General features: G+C 33.6%; 13 protein-coding genes and 3 tRNA genes. 5 read left to right on the top strand and 11 right to left on the bottom strand.

Features of this window, described 5'->3' with window-relative positions; translation table 11 throughout:
* Nucleotides 1-6: 6 nt before the first annotated feature.
* Together DICTH_RS03590 and DICTH_RS03585 are read right to left on the bottom strand one after the other, a co-directional pair.
* Nucleotides 7-489: an adenosine-specific kinase gene (locus DICTH_RS03590; RefSeq protein ID WP_012548004.1), complete on the bottom strand. Its 483-nt coding sequence runs from the start codon at nucleotides 487-489 to the stop codon at nucleotides 7-9.
* A 66-nt stretch (nucleotides 490-555) separates the two neighbouring features.
* On the bottom strand, nucleotides 556-3,240 hold the full coding sequence (locus tag DICTH_RS03585; RefSeq protein ID WP_012546899.1) for an ATP-dependent Clp protease ATP-binding subunit: 2,685 nt from the start codon (nucleotides 3,238-3,240) through the stop codon (nucleotides 556-558).
* 157 nt (nucleotides 3,241-3,397) lie between these two features.
* On the opposite strand from DICTH_RS03585, the gene DICTH_RS03580 reads away from it, so the two are divergent.
* From DICTH_RS03580 to DICTH_RS03570, 3 genes are all read left to right on the top strand, one after another.
* Complete coding sequence (locus DICTH_RS03580) at nucleotides 3,398-4,195, top strand: inositol monophosphatase family protein (RefSeq protein ID WP_012547484.1); 798 nt, start codon at nucleotides 3,398-3,400, stop codon at nucleotides 4,193-4,195.
* On the top strand, nucleotides 4,182-4,652 hold the full coding sequence (locus DICTH_RS03575; RefSeq protein ID WP_012547859.1) for a hypothetical protein: 471 nt from the start codon (nucleotides 4,182-4,184) through the stop codon (nucleotides 4,650-4,652). Before DICTH_RS03580 ends, DICTH_RS03575 begins: the two co-directional genes overlap by 14 nt.
* A 12-nt stretch (nucleotides 4,653-4,664) precedes the next feature.
* A tRNA-Arg gene (locus DICTH_RS03570) sits at nucleotides 4,665-4,741 on the top strand.
* A gap of 4 nt (nucleotides 4,742-4,745) precedes the next feature.
* Here DICTH_RS03570 and amyA read toward each other — a convergent pair.
* The 9 genes from amyA to DICTH_RS03525 all read right to left on the bottom strand — a co-directional run bounded on the left by amyA (nucleotide 4,746) and on the right by DICTH_RS03525 (nucleotide 14,993).
* On the bottom strand, nucleotides 4,746-6,806 hold the full coding sequence (gene amyA / locus DICTH_RS03565) for an alpha-amylase AmyA (protein WP_012547269.1): 2,061 nt from the start codon (nucleotides 6,804-6,806) through the stop codon (nucleotides 4,746-4,748).
* Between the two features lie 3 nt (nucleotides 6,807-6,809).
* Nucleotides 6,810-8,372 (bottom strand): 1,4-alpha-glucan branching protein domain-containing protein, encoded by a 1,563-nt coding sequence (locus DICTH_RS03560; protein ID WP_012547623.1) that lies wholly within the window; start codon nucleotides 8,370-8,372, stop codon nucleotides 6,810-6,812.
* Between the two features lie 106 nt (nucleotides 8,373-8,478).
* Nucleotides 8,479-9,591, bottom strand: coding sequence for an ABC transporter ATP-binding protein (locus DICTH_RS03555; RefSeq protein ID WP_012547050.1), 1,113 nt, complete (start codon nucleotides 9,589-9,591; stop codon nucleotides 8,479-8,481).
* A gap of 148 nt (nucleotides 9,592-9,739) precedes the next feature.
* Nucleotides 9,740-9,816, bottom strand: a tRNA-Arg gene (locus DICTH_RS03550).
* 90 nt (nucleotides 9,817-9,906) lie between these two features.
* Nucleotides 9,907-9,982 (bottom strand) — tRNA-Phe (locus tag DICTH_RS03545).
* Between the two features lie 45 nt (nucleotides 9,983-10,027).
* Nucleotides 10,028-10,462, bottom strand: a complete 435-nt coding sequence (locus tag DICTH_RS03540; protein ID WP_012547435.1) for a LysM peptidoglycan-binding domain-containing protein — start codon at nucleotides 10,460-10,462, stop codon at nucleotides 10,028-10,030.
* A complete protein-coding gene (locus tag DICTH_RS03535) occupies nucleotides 10,428-13,040 on the bottom strand; it encodes a calcium-translocating P-type ATPase, PMCA-type (protein WP_012548724.1) in 2,613 nt (870 codons plus the stop codon). Before DICTH_RS03535 ends, DICTH_RS03540 begins: the two co-directional genes overlap by 35 nt.
* A 30-nt stretch (nucleotides 13,041-13,070) precedes the next feature.
* Nucleotides 13,071-13,574: an HNH endonuclease gene (locus DICTH_RS03530; RefSeq protein WP_236608282.1), complete on the bottom strand. Its 504-nt coding sequence runs from the start codon at nucleotides 13,572-13,574 to the stop codon at nucleotides 13,071-13,073.
* Nucleotides 13,575-13,619: 45 nt separating this feature from the next.
* Complete coding sequence (locus tag DICTH_RS03525) at nucleotides 13,620-14,993, bottom strand: sugar transferase (protein ID WP_012548354.1); 1,374 nt, start codon at nucleotides 14,991-14,993, stop codon at nucleotides 13,620-13,622.
* Between the two features lie 68 nt (nucleotides 14,994-15,061).
* Between DICTH_RS03525 and DICTH_RS03520 the strand changes: the two genes are divergently transcribed.
* The gene (locus DICTH_RS03520; RefSeq protein ID WP_012547541.1) at nucleotides 15,062-16,096 is read left to right on the top strand and encodes a hypothetical protein; all 1,035 of its coding nucleotides are present in this window, start codon (nucleotides 15,062-15,064) and stop codon (nucleotides 16,094-16,096) included.
* Between the two features lie 13 nt (nucleotides 16,097-16,109).
* Nucleotides 16,110-16,829 carry a LolA family protein gene (locus DICTH_RS03515; RefSeq protein ID WP_012548188.1) on the top strand — a complete coding sequence of 240 codons (720 nt, stop codon included), beginning with the start codon at nucleotides 16,110-16,112 and terminating at the stop codon, nucleotides 16,827-16,829.
* The last annotated feature ends 12 nt before the right edge of the window (nucleotides 16,830-16,841 follow it).

Below are 16,841 nucleotides of genomic sequence, written 5' to 3'. Positions count from 1 at the left end.
ATACAGTTAGAACTTATAACCTATCCTTCTCAAAAATTCCTTTCTATGCTTTATATCTTCTTCTCCTTCTACACCTTTAGGTTTTATACCATCTATAACTCCAATAATTCCACGTCCAACTCCATCATCTACTATAACAACCTTTAGAGGATTAGCTGTAGCAGCAAAAATATTGACCACCTCAGGTACATGCTTAATAGCGTTTAAAACATTAATAGGATAAAAGTTCTTTATAAAAATAATAAAACTATGCCCTGCTGCAATCTTTTGAAGATTTTTAACTGCAAGATTTTCCATCTCTTCATCAGTTCCCACATGTCTTATAAGAGCAGGACCTGAAGCCTCACAAAAAGCAATACCAAATTTAGCTCCTGGAACAGTGTTCACAATGGCCTCATATAAATCTTCAACAGATTTAATAAAGTGAGTCTGCCCAATAATAACATTTACCTCAGCAGGCTTCTCAATTTCTACAATTTGAATTTCCATCCTTTTCACCCCCAAAAATTATTATTAAAAAGATAGGCAGGGAAAACCCTACCTATCTTTTTATCCTTAGTTTATCTTCGCTTCTTCAGTTATCTTCTCAAACTCTATTGTATTTTTCTCTTTATTATAAACTACCCTAATCTTATCTCCTTCTTGAATTGCTCCTTCAAGCATAGCCTTAGCAAGCTTTGTCTCAAGTTCATTTCTAATCTTTCTCTTGAGCTCTCTTGCCCCAAATTCAGGGCTATATCCTATCTCAGCAAAGAAATCTACCACTGACTCATCAAACACGAGCTCTATATTTTGAGCCCTAGCCGTTCTCCTTACTCTCTCAAGTTGTAACTTGACAATATCTCTGACCTGCTCCTTAGTTAACGCATGGAATACTATTATTTCATCAATTCTATTAAGAAATTCTGGTCTAAAGTATCTCTTAAGTATATCCATAAGCTTTTCTTTAAGCTGCTCATAGCTTAACTTATCTCTTCCTGTAGCAGTTAAATTGGCCTGAATAATGTCAGATCCTATATTACTTGTCATTATAATTATGGTATTTGTAAAGTCCACAACCCTTCCTTTTCCATCAGTAAGTCTTCCTGCGTCAAATACCTGTAACAATATATTATGTACATCGGGATGCGCTTTCTCTATTTCATCTAAGAGAATGACACTATATGGTCTTCTACGTACCTTCTCAGTAAGTTGTCCTCCCTCTTCATATCCTACATATCCTGGTGGTGCACCAATCAACCTTGAAACAGTATGTCTCTCCATATATTCACTCATGTCAATACGAATAATAGCATCTTCATCCCCAAACACTGCCCATGCAAGCGCCCTTGCAAGCTCTGTCTTACCTACTCCAGTAGGACCAAGGAACAGAAAAGTAGCAATAGGTCTATTCTTTTCCCTAAGACCTGCTCTTGCCAACCTTATAGCATCACTTACTGCCTTTATAGCTTCATCCTGTCCTACCACCCTTTCATGAAGTTTTTCCTCTAACTTTAATAATCTCTCTTTTTCATCGGTAGTAAGCTCTGTTACAGGAATACCAGTAAGTGAAGAAACTATTTCAGCTATATGTTTAGCTCTTACCTCTGGAACATCAGATGCTATTTCTTTTTTCCAAGCCTCAGTTTTTTCTTGTAATTCCTTCTCTAATTTCTGGATCTGTTCTTCAAGCTCCTTTGCTCTATCATACTGTTTTCTCGAAGATGCATATTCTTGCTCCCTCTTCAAAGACTGAATCTTAGCTTCAAGTTCCTGTATTTCGGCAGGTCTTGAAGTCATCATAATTCTTACCCTAGCAGCCGCCTGATCTATGAGATCTATAGCCTTATCAGGCAAGTATCTGTTAGTGATATACTTATCTGAAAGCTCAGCAGCAGCAATTATCGCCTCATCAGTAATTTTTACCTTGTGATGAGCCTCAAACCTATCTCTCAAACCTCTCAATATCATTATTGTTTGCTCTACTGTAGGCTCAGAAACAAATATAGGTTGAAATCTTCTCTCAAGGGCAGGATCCTTTTCAATATATTTTTGATATTCATTTAATGTTGTAGCACCAATCAAGTGTAGTTCTCCCCTTGCTAATGCAGGTTTAAAGGCATTAGCAATATCTAAACTTCCTTCTCCAGCGGCACCTGCTCCCACAATAGTATGAATTTCATCGATAAATATTATAAGGCTATCTTGGTTGGCTATTATCTCATCCAAGATCTGCTTAACTCTCTCTTCCAACTCTCCTCTATACTTTGTTCCTGCAACTAAAGTATTTATGTTTAATTCGACTAATCTTTTATCTCTCAAAACTTCTGGAACTTCTCCTTTAACAATTCTTTGAGCAAGCCCCTCTACAATTGCTGTCTTACCTACACCTGGCTCTCCTATAAGCACAGGGTTGTTCTTCTTTCTTCTTGCAAGAACTTCAATTACAGTCTCAATTTCCTTTGCTCTTCCTATCACAGGATCTAACTTACCTTGTCTTGCCAATTCGGTTAAATCACGAGAGAACTTATCAAGAGTTGGAGTATTAGACCTTCTAACTCCTTTACCAGCCTCTTTACCTCTACCTACAACCCTTATAGTTGCTTGTCTTAAAGCTTGTGGAGTCAAACCATATTTTCTTAGAACATTAGCAGCAAATCCTTCTTCTTCCTCAGCGAGCCCTATTAAAAGATGCTCTGGTCCTATATAATTATGCTCCAGATCCCTTGCAGCCATAAAAGCTCTCTCTAAAGCGCTTTTCAGTCTTGGAGATATATCTACTTCTACCTCCTCTCCCTCAGGCTTAAATCCACCCTTAGGAGCATTATTGTCTATATAAGCCTTAATCTCTTGTGGAGAAATCTTAAACTGCTTTAAAATCTCATTCACTACGTCATTATCCAAGAGAACATAGAGTAAATGTTCAGTACCTACCTGCTTCTTACCAAAATCAATTGCTTTTTTGGCAGCTTGCTGTAAAAGATCCTTTGATACATTACTCAAATAATCATTCAAATCTATAGATTCTCTCTCTCTTCCTAAGGATCCTTCAAAGGGAAGACCAAAATCTTCTCCAAAAAAGTCTCTAAAAAGATCCCCAAAGAAGAGAGATTCTAAAGGAGAATAAGATCTTTCTTGTCTCCTTTGTTTTGCATAACATTCTTCGCATATATCAAGAATCCGTCTTTGGCCATTTTTTATGGTATAAACCCTAATGGTTGCAGGGTTTACTCCACATATATCGCATAATTTTCTACTCATGATATTCTCACCTCCTCAATTCTATTATAATTAATCTTTTATTTGTTTGGTATATAAAAACTTTTATGCTATATATTAAAACTGTATATATATTATTCTATTATTTTCCCTTTGTCAACAGTTTTAAAAAAGAAAAAATAAGTATATAATTAAAATTATGAGGGAAATTCTTGATATAGCTACAAAAACAATTAAAAAATCTGGTCATATACTTTTAGAGTATATAAATAAAGAGAAAGAAATAAAACTTAAAGGAATATCAAACTTAGTAACCCAAGTAGATAAACTCTCTGAAGAGAACATCTTAAAATCTATAGAAGATAATTTTCCTGATCACTCAATACTAACTGAAGAATTGGGCCTAATAAACAAGAACTCAGAATATATATGGATAGTAGATCCATTAGATGGAACTACGAATTATGCTCACAACTTTCCCTTTTTCGGGATAAGTGTTGCTCTTATTAGGAATGAAGAAATATTATTAGGCTTAATCTATGATCCAATAAGAGATGAGCTGTTCTATGCCATGAAAGATGAGGGTGCATATTTAAATGAAAGAAGGATAAAAGTCTCTGAAACTGAAAAAATAAATGATTCTCTCATTAGCTTTGCATTCCCATATGAGCTAAGCCTTGATGAAAAAAATTTTCTTCCATTCATAAACTTTTCCTCAAGAACTCACGGTATAAGAAGAACAGGATCCGCAGCATTAGAAATAGCCTATGTTGGTTGTGGAAGACTCGATGGATTTTGGGCTAAAAAACTAAAACCCTGGGATATTGCTGCGGGTATTATTATAGTAGAAGAAGCAAAGGGAAAAGTAACTGATTTTTCTGGAAATAAGATTAATATTTATACTGATAATATCTTGTTTTCAAACGGTAAAATACATGAAGAAATGATAAAAATTTTAAATTTGGGTAAAATTCTAATTAGAGATGAGGAATTTTGATCTATTATATTTTGTTAATATAATTTTACATTTTGTCTCCATATGCTATATCTTAGGAGGCTCTGGATTCTTTACTCTTTTGTTATTAAAAATTAAGGATAAAGAATCCTCTCTAAAAACTTTAAAAAGCTTTACAGATTACCTTCCTTTTTTCATGCTTCTATATACTGTAACTACTTTAGTTTATGTTTTTGTAGATAAGAATATAATCCTAAATTTTGAATACGACTTCAATGTAAGATTATTAGTTAAATTCTACATTCCATTTTTCCTTGCCTCAATATTACTATCAATTCATCTTCGTAATAAAGTTATTAAACTTTTAAATCTTCAAATTCCATTAATCCCAAATCGTGAATGGTGGAAAATAAAGATTGATATATCTGTCCTAATGGAATTTTATTTCGTAATTTTAATAATAGAAAGTTTATTAATATATCTAACCTATTTTGATTAATAACTAATAGGTGCGCCCGTAGCTCAAAGGGATAGAGCATCGGCCTCCGAAGCCGAAGGTTGGAGGTTCAATTCCTCTCGGGCGCACCAAAAATTACTTAACCCAAAATCTTATGGTAGTTCTCCAAGTTGAACCAACTGGTAAATCTACTTTGTAGAAGTGAATAAGAGCACTTCCCTGATAAACTCTCTCAAATCCCTCCTCAGATAAAGATACAGTCTCTATTGGATACCTATATAAACTAGCCTCTACATCTAATACACACTCTAATTCTATTCCTATACCAGAGAATATTTTCCAATTATTAACTTTCTCTATACCAAAAGAAGAGAGAGGATATTTTTGATCACCTATCAAAAAATAATAATCAGGATGATTAGGAGCTAAAAAGTTCAAATTTATTTCCCATCCGAAATTTAGACTTATAGGTGTTTCTGAAACATTCTTAATCTCATACACCACATCAACAAAACTTTTATCTTTGTAAAGAATATAACTCTTACAAAGCTCAAATCCTCTAAAAACTCCACTGAATAAAACTCTAATTTTATTCTCATCTTTGTTTATTTCATAATCATAATTTTCATAAAAACTATCAACTTCAAGTCTTGAACTATCTTTCCATAGATCTTCAAGGACAGGCTCACTCTCAAAAATCTTTTCGGTAAAAGAAACTCTCCTATGATTATCGTAAAATAGAATATTCTCTAATCCTTCTTCTTTAGCAGTCCATCTCTCATGTATACTTTTCCCCTGAGCCTCAGATGTCACATAAGATAACTTAGAATGATAGGCTTCTTTTCTTCTAGTTAAGACATTAGTGAGATTGAAAGCCTTAGTCTTAAAATCCCATTCAAGTACAGATCCCCCATGATTTGGCGAAAGATACAAATTAAAAAATGGAGATTCAACAATTATCTCGTCATTTCCATCACAATCAAAATCAAAGATATTAAAGCGTATCTCACTATTTTCCAGATAATTTTCCGCTTTAATCAAGTGTTCATATATAGCCGTCCTCAGATGTGGAAGATAAAGCCCCCCAAAGATACCATGCCAATATGCATCGTTTGCTTGTCCTTGAAAGACCTCCTCCATCGCCTTTTCCTTAACTTCTTCATTAGGGGAATCTTGAACTTTTTTCCAAACATAAAGCATTTTCTTTTGCATATGATTAGATTCGTCATATTTAGCAAGAAAATTCCTCCAAAAACCACCTTTTACATAAGGAGAAAACTTATCCCATAAATTCTCTGTTTTAAGTTTTTCTACTAATTCTTCGAGTTCTTTCTGAGCTTCAGGAAACAAAACCCATTCCATCATCTCTCTATAAGAAGCTGTGGGAAGATATATTCTTCCCTTTGGCTTTACCCTTTGCATATAGGTATATAAATTAACAGGTGTTACTAACAAAAAATTTTCTTTTATCTTACTTACAAATGTTTCCAACCAGCCTTCTTCATACACAGTCCTGTAAGTATCAGGCCAAAGTCCAAATTTCTCTCCATCATCAAACAAAAGAGCAATTTTACTTTTATCTTCTGAAGCAAATTTATCGAGATATGTAATAGTTTCCTCTGGATCAGCAAAGGGAATCAGGTATCGTAATTTCATACTTATGGGAAACACCGCAAGCTTATATCCTTGCTCCTCCATAAGATAATAGCCAAAAAGATCCTCTTCCTTTAATCCTACAGAAAAGAAATGAGCATCATCTACTACCACATATTCAATACCTGCTTCTGCAATATATTTCACAAGATGAGGTTCCCAAACCCTCTCAGCAAGCCACATTCCCTTAGGAGTTTGACCAAACTTATCGTAAATATATTTGTTTAACTTCTTTATTTGCTGGACTTTATCTTTATCAGGTATTATGGGTAAGATCGGCTCATAGAAACCTCCACTTACAAACTCAATTTGTCCCCTTTCTGCCATAATCTTTAATTTTTCAAAATACTCAGGATGATTTTTTTCAAGCCAAAGAAGTAAAAAACCTGAAAAGTGAACATTTATAGGAAAATCAGGATGTTTAAAGAAAAAATTAATAAGAGGTTTGTAACTCATCTCATAAGCTCTTTCAATTACAAAATCAAAATTACCTACAGGTTGATGGTTGTGTATTCCTAATGAAAAATATATACTTTTAGTCATCTTTTACCTCCTTTCAAATATTTTATAATCTATGAAATTAAAGAGAGAGTCTTTATCTTCAAGTTTTTTCAAAAACTCAAATTCTTTCACAGAGACTTCAAAAAGCTCAAAGTAAGTCAATAAAGTTTTGTAATTTAAATAATGTTCTTCGAACCTTTGATATCCATATTCCTTGGCCTGACCAGTAGTAATTAAGAAAGGCCAATCACTACTTTCTAATAATAATTTTTCTCTACAAATTTGTTTCACAACCTTTTCCTTCCATAAATTTAACTGAGCATTTTTAACTTTATCGATAAAATTCTCATTTTCTTCCTCAATTTCATAAATCTTTTTCCATAACCCTACTGTTTCATCGTTTAACCAAACCTCGTGTTTTCCTCCCCTACCCCAAGAAGACTCAGGAAGCTCGATTCTTTCAAGAGGAGGATATTTTTCAAGAGCCAAAGAAGAATTTATACTTTTGACTTTTTTACTTTCATGTAATAATTCAAAAACTCGCTCTAAAAACCATACCCCTTCGAACCACCAATGTCCAAAAAGTTCAGTATCATACATCGCTGTTATTATTCCATCGGTATTAATTTCCTCTTCTAAAATACTAACAAAATGTTCCGCATGCTCATATACTCTCCCTCTTGCTACCTTAGGATCATAGACATCCTTTTCTCCAAGATCTTTTCTCTTATCAGTTATCCTCCAATATTGAAGACCTGATCTTTCTGACTTTTTATGAAACTCTCTATAGACTCCATCTCCTGGATATCCCCACTCTGCAGACCAAACTTGCATACCTGTTCTACTATCTCTTCCAAAAACAGCCACATTACTATTTGAAACCCAATAAGGTCTATAAATATTCTTATCTATCTTTTCTCTTTTCGAATTTAAATCAGGATAATTTAAAGCCTCTCCTCCAAGAATAGTATGTGTATCTACAAAGAAATAATGTATGCCAAGATCTTCAAGAAAGTTTTCAATTCCAGGTTTATAAGCACATTCAGGGAGCCATATCCCTCTTGGAGATCTTCCCATATTTCTTACATAAGTTTCCTTTCCCACGTAAAGCTGAGCATATATAGAAGAGCTCTTCTTTAGCAAGGGTAAATATGCATGAGTTGCAGAAGAGGTAATTATATCTAAATATCCTTCATCTTGTAATTTTCTCCAAAAGCCTAATACATCCATAGAGATTTTATGTTTAAAAAAGTCCAAAATTTCACTGAAATAATTAATATAGAACTTAACAACTTCGACTTCTTTCTTATTTTCCTTACTATATATTTCTAACTCCTTTTGAGCAGATTCTATTTTTGTTTCTATATATTTTTCTGTTTCGTATATCATATAAGAATCCAGCATTTGTTCCATAAGAACTGGCGTAACTCCTAGAGTTAATCTAAAATCTATGCCTTTATCAATTAATCTATAAAAAGCCATAGAAAGGGGTATATAGGTCTCCAACATAGCTTCAAAAAACCATTCCTCTCCAAAAGGCCATCTTCCAGCTTTCTTAACATAAGGAAGATGGGAATGGAGAACTAAATTAAAATACTTTTTTATCATGACAACCTCCCCACTAACACATGTTAATTATTAATTATTAAAGAAGGGGGAATTTTGATCCCCCTTCTTAATCATAAACCCTAATACCCATTTCCCTTTACTTCTTCTAAATTATCGCAACCTGAGTTACAGGATCAAAAAGATGCATTTTTCTTAAATCAAACATTACCTTCACATTTTCACCCATTCTTGCTTTAGTCTCAGATCCTACTCTTGCTACTACACTTACTGGACCATTTATAAGATACAAATATACTTCAGTTCCCATAGGTTCAAGTACCTCTACTCTCATATCCGCTACAGCTTCAGGAATAAGATCTTCAGTCTTTATAAGACTTACTTCATATATATGCTCAGGTCTTACCCCAAGTATCACTTTTTTACCAAGATAATCTTTGGCTTGTTCCGCAACAAAACTCTGCATATCAGCAGGAATACCAAGCTTGAAACTACCCAAATCAAGAACTCTAGCATCAGAGGACAATGTAGCATCAATGAAGTTCATTGGAGGACTTCCTATAAAACCTGCCACAAATACGTTGTTAGGCTTTTCATAAACCGTTAAAGGATCGTCTACTTGTTGTACCACTCCATCTTTCATTACTACAATCCTATCTCCCATTGTCATTGCTTCCGTCTGATCATGAGTAACATAAATCGTTGTAACCCCAAGAGTTCTTTGAAGTTTCTTAAGCTCAGCTCTCATCTGTACCCTTAATTTCGCATCTAAGTTTGAAAGAGGCTCATCCATTAAGAAGACCTTTGGCTCACGAACAATAGCACGACCTAAAGCAACACGCTGTCTCTGACCACCTGAAAGTTCTTTCGGTTTTCTCTTTAATAGATTTTCAATTCCAAGCATTTCCGCTGCTGCTTTTACTCTTCGGTCAATCTCACTCTTAGGATACTTTCTTAATTTAAGACCAAAAGCCATGTTGTCATAAACTGTCATATGAGGATAAAGAGCATAGTTCTGGAACACCATTGCTATATCACGATCTTTAGGTGGAACATCATTAACAACTTTTCCATCAATATAAATATTACCAGAAGTAACTTCCTCTAATCCTGCGATCATTCTTAATGTAGTTGTCTTACCACACCCTGATGGGCCAACCAATACAATAAATTCTTTGTCTTTAATATCAAGATTTACATTATTTACCGCTATAACATCCCCAAATTTTTTAGTCACATTTTCAAGCTTTACCTCTGCCATTTCTCCTACCTCCCTAAAACTTTTCTATTAAAAAATCTAATAAATGAAGCATGCTTTAACAGAGAGCTACAAATTCTTCTTATAAAATACCACCTCCACTATTTGAATATTGAAGCGTAGGGTAGGAGTTAAGGCGGGTATTCAAAATTGGTGCGCCCGAAGGGATTCGAACCCCCGACACGCGGTTTAGGAAACCGCTGCTCTGTCCTACTGAGCTACGGGCGCTTCGGGAGTTTTTAAGAAACCATAAAGGGAAATTTAAATTTATATCAAATTCAAACTCTCTCAATCTTAAGTTTATTCTCCTTTATGTTATGGTGCGGACGGAGGGAATCGAACCCCCGACGCAGGGATTTTCAGTCCCTCGCTCTACCGACTGAGCTACGTCCGCACTCTTGAGTAAATTATACCAGATAAATACCTTACAGACAAGTACCTATTGGCCTTTAGACCTCAAAGGTATGATTAATTTTTGCCCTACAACTAAATAATTTGGATCCTTTAATTTATTTACCTTAGCTATTTCTCTCCAATCAACACCATATTTTTGCGCTATTCCTATCATGGTATCGCCAACTCTTACTTCATAAATTATCTCATCCGGTTGCCTTATTTCTTGTTGCTTCACTTCTTGAGGATTTGACAAGCTAGTTGAATTTGTAGCACCTTTATAAGTCTCTGTACTTGCAAAAGTTTGAGTCAAGGTATAACCTTCTACGTTAGATTTAAACTCTTTATTGTTATTATCCACAATCTTATCCGGAGTCTCAAAATATGGTCTTTTTTCAAGAGAAAATAATTGGCTCGTCAAAAAGGCTATAAGCAGAAAACTTATACTATAAATTAATATTTCTCTTAAAAATCTTTTCATAAATTTTCTCTCCCGTTAATAGATAGATAGGAAACAGAGCCAAGACTAAAGTCAATAAAAATTCTCTTACACTTAACCTTTCCAAATTAAAAAATCTTATCCCTATAGGAGTAAACACTACAAGAACTTGCAAAAACAGAGAAAACAATACCGCAAGAGTTAAATACTTATTAGAAAATCTCTCTCTAAAAAGACTTTTTCTCTTTCTTAAAGACAGTCTTAATGCTTGAAATATTTGAGAAAAAACAATACCTGTAAAAGCCATAGTCCTTCCAGTATTAATGTTCTCCTTACTTCCTATCACAAAAAGCACAAAAGCCGCTATACCTATAAGAATACCATCGATAATAATATTTTTCCACATACTCTTATTAATAATCCCTTCATTCAATTTGCGAGGCTTTCGACTCATGATATCTTTCTCAGGGGGCTCGACTCCAAGAGCAAGAGCAGGAAAGCCATCAGTCACCAAATTTATCCATAGAAGCTCTATAGGAGTCAAAGGTAAAGGATAGCCTAAAAATACACTTAAACTAACCACTAAAATTTCGCTAAAATTGCAAGTTAACAGATAATAAGTAACCTTTCTAATATTATCAAAAATCCTCCTACCTTCTTCTACTGCTCTGACTATAGTTGCAAAACTATCATCTAAAAGCACCAAATCAGAGGCTTCTCTTGCTACATCGGTTCCCCTCAATCCCATTCCTACCCCTATATCTGCCATTTTCAAAGCAGGAGCATCATTTACTCCATCTCCAGTCATAGCCACTATTTCTCCTCTTTCTTTTAACTCTTTTACTATGTTCATCTTTTGCTCTGGAAGAACTCTAGAGAAAAGTACCACGCTATCCCAATCAAGAGAATCTAGATCTTGCCTCTGTAAATCTAATCCAGTATAGGTAGATCCACTATCGACATCTATACCTAAATCTTCAGCAATCTTTTTAGCAGTAAGTAAATAGTCTCCTGTAACAATAATGGGTCTTATGCCTGCCTCTTTACATTTCTCAATAGCCTCTTTTACACCTTCTCTCAAAGGATCCATAAAAGCTATAAAACCTAAAAAGATTAAATCCTTTTCCCATTCATCTCTTTCATCAATCTCATCAAACTCTCTTTTAGCAACCGCAAGAACCCTTAATCCATCTTTAGAAAGAAGATCCTGAATCTCCATAAATCTTTTTCTATCTTCAACACTCATAGGTTTTATCACATTCTCTTCTTGGTAAGTATTACTTCTTTGTAATATCTCTTCTCCCGCACCTTTTACACACAATAAATACTTGTCTTCAGATAAGACCTTGTATAAAATACTCACTCTTTTTCGAGAAGAATCAAAAGGAAGCTCATCTACTTTTGTTAAATTCTCAGGTTTATTACCATAAGTCTCTTCAAAATTCTTATAAATTGCTACATCTAAAGCATCTCCTATATAACTACCATCACTAGTTACTCTTACACTACTAGCAAGAAGCGCTGTCTCAAGTATATCTCTTATCTTTTCCTTTTGTTTCTTATAGTCTTTTTTTTCTACCATCTCCCCGTTAGGCAATACTATTTTTACCAAATCCATTTTATTTTCCGTCAAAGTTCCTGTCTTATCAGTACAGATTACAGAGGTTGCTCCTAAAGCCTCTACCGCTGAAAGTTTTCTCACTATTGCTTTCCTCTTAGCCATCTCTTGGACTCCAATGGCAAGAAGAATGGTTATTACTGTAGGTAAACCCTCAGGTATTGCTGCAACAGCAAGACTTACTGCAGTAAGAAACATATCAAAAAATTCTCTTTCTTGTATAATTCCAATAAAAAGAAGAAGAGCCACCAGGGATAATATTACATAAGTGAGCTGTTTTCCTAATTTTTCAAGTTCTTTTTGCAGAGGAGTAGGTTCTTCCTCCATCTCTGAAAGCATTTTAGCAATATCTCCAAGAGCTGTGTTTAAACCAGTCCCCACAACAACACCTTTGCCTCTACCACTTACGACTGTGGTTCCTTTAAATGCCATATTAATTTGATCTCCTAAAGTTATATCTTCTTGAGCAACAAAATCTGCATCCTTTCTTACAGGAACCGATTCTCCTATCAATATAGATTCATCTACCTGTAGATTGTTAGTTTCAATCAACCTTAAATCAGCTGGCATTTTTTCTCCTTCCTCAATCAAAACTATATCTCCAGGAACCAATTCTTCAATATCTACTTTTATAATTTTTCCATCTCTCAATACATTCGCTTTTGGAGAAACATAAGATTTAAGAGATTCAAGGGTTTTTTCAGCTTTATATTCTTGAACACTCCCAAGAATAGCATTGATTATAACAATAATTAAGATCGCAACAGCATCTTTTATCTCTCCAAGAAGAAAAGATATTAGAGTTGCAATTATAAGAACAATAGTAAGAAATTCTTTAAATTGACTAAAAAATATATTTATGAAACTTTTTGATTTTTTCTCGGGGATTTTGTTTTCTCCATATTTTTTCCTTCTTTCTTCGACTTCTTGCTCTGCCAAACCCTTTTCAGGATCTACCCTTAGTTCTTTCAGCACTTCTTCTTTTGTAAGTTTATACCACAAATAAACTCCCTCCTTTTTCAAAATCAATTCTTACTCATCCACGAAGAAATACTTTTTCCACCCCTCATTCTTATCACAATCAAGATATCTCGTCAATCTAAAATAATAAACATTTTTAGGAGGTTTTGGTTCTCTAAGTAACTTCATATTAGCTTCTTCCAAAGTTTTATCGCCCTTCTTATGGTTACATTCTTTACAAGCAGTAACCAGATTTTCCCAAACAGATTTTCCGCCAAGCCTTTTAGGTATCACATGATCAATAGTCAACTCACCACCCTTTTTGCCACAATATTGACAAGTATAATTGTCCCTTAGAAATATTCCTTTTCTTGATAATTTCAGCTCTAATCTTGGCCTTTTCACATAATAAAGAAGTCTGATAACCGAAGGAACCTCTATTTCCATGGAAGCTGATTTTACAAAACCACTGTTGGTTTCTATAGTCTCAGCTTTTTTTTGCATAATAAGACTTATTGCCCTTTTTACTTTACATACATCCAAGGGTTCGTAATTACTATTGAGTACTAACACCATTTCGTTAAGAATATCATCCATAACTATAAAAAATTATAACATAATTTAATAAGCACCTTTACCGAAGAGGACTGAGGGAATAGTTTTCAAAATAATTTTTATATCCAATAAGATGCTCCAATTCTGGATATAGTAAAGATCAAACTTAATTCTTTGAGAATAATCTACATCACTTCTTCCACTTACCTGCCAAAGGCCTGTTAAACCTGGTTTTACCCTTAATATTTCCTCAGCATATTCTCCATATTTTTCCAGCTCTTTATAAGTAACTGGTCTTGGTCCTACTACACTCATCTCTCCTTTTAAAATGTTGAATATTTGAGGAATCTCATCCAAACTAAACTTTCTTAAAAACTTCCCTACTTTTGTTACCCTTGGATCATTCTTCAACTTAAACTCTTTTTCAAATTCTTTTTTTAATTCAGGATATTTATCAAGGATCTTATCTGCATCCTTATACATGGTCCTAAATTTCCAAAGATAAAAGGGTTTACCATATCTCCCAACCCTCAAATGTTTATAAAACACAGGTCCAGGAGAATCTAATTTTATAAGAATTGCTATTATTAAAAAAAGAGGCGAAAAAACTATTAAGCCTAAAGTTCCAAGAACAAAATCCAGAGCTTCTTTTATATATCCCTGGAATCCCTCAAGGGCAGATAATTCTATCTCCAATAAAGGTATACCACTAATCTCGTCAAAAGAAATTCTTTTAGCAAAAATTAAATATCCTTCTGGAACCACCTTTATAGATATACTTCTTTTCCTCTTCAAGGAAACTAATTTCAACAATTCATCATCAGAGATTTTTCCTGCCACAATAATCTCTTGTATGTCTTTTTCAGAGACAATTTTCTCAAGATCACTAAAATCTAAATTTTCTCTATCTATTGTCTCGTATTCTGTATAGTTCCTATTCCTCTGAGATGAAATTATAGATCTTGCAAATTCGTTGTTGCCAATAATCAGAATCCTCAACGGTTTTTTACCCAAAATTGTCAACCTTAATATATAAAGAACTAATCTAGAAAGAAAAGTTAGCAAAAGAGCAACTCCCCAAGTTAATATAAAGACCAATCTTGAATAGGAAAACCCCCTATAAAAGAAGGATAAAGAAGATACTATAAATACTCCCAAAGTGATAGCATTAACTACTGGATAATAAGAGAAAAGATTTTTAAAATTGTAGGCTTTACTAAAAACGAGCAAAATAATCCATAATATTGTAAGTACAATGCTTACAGTAAGATAATAAGGAAAAAATTGCGGTGCTTCATTTGGCTCTACATAGAAGTAACTAACTCTACTTAAGAGATTAAAACGAAGATTATAAGCAATAGGAAGAGCAAGACTTAACAAAGTCAAATCTAAAACAAACAATATTAAAACAAAGAGAGCATTTAATCTTTGTTTTTCCATCTCACTTGCTAAATATTCTTTTTTGGATTATAAAAAGAATTATAGAAATTGTCAAAAGGGAGGGAAATATGAGAAAAACGATTCTGATTTTTACCGTCCTTATTTTTATAGTTTCACCAGCTTTCTCCCAAGAATGGGGAAATCTTGAAATTAGTACTGAGGTTAATTCCGTTTACGGCCAAGACTATATCTTTTCCGTTGAAAAATGGTGGAGCGAGAATTTAGGTGCAGGACTTTCTTTATTTTATAATCCCAATTCAGTTTTTTCCTATAAGATCTTCCTTCAAACCTTATATATAAAGTTTATCTACGGAAAATTCTATCCTTATCTTAATCTCATGACAGAGAATCTAGAATTAAAGGGACATCAAATTAGCTTTTATCTTTACAACAATGAGATATTTTACCTTTCAGGATACGGAGCAAGAAAATTCTTTGATCTTCCTTATTATTACCACTTACCCAACGAAATCCCGTTAAAGATTTTAGGTTGGAACTCTAAAATCACAGACAACAAATATATTAACCTATCATTAACATCCATTAATGATGGACAAGAAAATTATTTAATTGATATCTCTTTATTAAATAAAGCTAACCTTCCCCTTGGAAATATAAACATAATTCAAAATGCCAGCCTATATCTCAAAGATTCCGTCATTTATGGAAGTATATTAAATAGCGCTAGTCTATCTTTAGGAAGTTTATCTATAAAAGGACTTTTGGGATACTTAAACCCTAATACTCCTTCTTTCTGTATATTTGATCCTGGTGACATAGGAGGAATTATCAGCCTAAGTCTACCTTTGTCCTCAACAATATTTCCAGAATATATACTCGGATATTTTTACAACTTTAAAGATTCAGAGCACAAATTTAATTTGGGAATAAATCTGACCTGGAATCTATCTAATTATCTTAGCTTGTCAAGCTCTATTAGATATGTATTATCTTCAAAAAATAATAACTGGAGCTATATGCAATTAGCGTTAAACTTTCCAACTTTACAGGGTACGATGTGGAACAGTATATATTTAAAATATGAAAAGAATACAACTCAAGAGAATACAAGTCTTGGCCTTAAAATAACCTATCAATTTTAAAGGAGGCTAAAAAATGAAAAAAATTCTTAGTTTTCTTGTAATTCTTCTTCTAATACCCTCTATAATTTATGCAAAAACAGGAGAGGACATTTTAAAGAATCTTGAGCAAAAATGGAGCTCTGCAAAGGATATAAGTATGAAAATGACTATAACAGTATATTCTTATTCAAGTAAAGGGGAAAGCTTACCTACAAAAATGTCTATGGAGTTAAAAGCAATAAAAAATCCTGAAATATTGAGAATAGACTTTACAGAGCCAGCCCTTCTTGCGGGACAAATAATTTTAATTGACGGGGAGAAAAAAATTACAAGAATGTATTCACCATCAACAAAACAAATAATTGAAGCACCTTATACTACTACCCAGACCTACACTATGTCTTTCTCCACATTGCCTATGGTTGGAAGTAAAGATGACTTCTCCTTAAAAGTGGAAGAGATAACAGATAAAAATCAAAAGCTCTATAAAATCACAGGAGTTCCTTTAAAACCAGAGTTAAAAACTAATTACTCTTACTTTGAGTTCTATATTACCAAAGATTACTACCCTACAAAGATAATAATATATGACGTTCAAAATAGACCTTATATTGAGATCTTATGGCAAGATATAAAGATTAATTCTAACCTATCTCCAAATGCCTTAAGAACTCTTCCACAAGGAAAAATAATAAGACAAAAAGAGCCATTAAATCTCAACGCAACTATGCCTTTTATGACTCCATCAAAATAGAGGAGGGGGTTC

This window comes from Dictyoglomus thermophilum H-6-12 (genome assembly GCF_000020965.1).
Lineage (GTDB): Bacteria > Dictyoglomota > Dictyoglomia > Dictyoglomales > Dictyoglomaceae > Dictyoglomus > Dictyoglomus thermophilum.
This window is presented reverse-complemented; position numbering and strand designations above follow the sequence as displayed.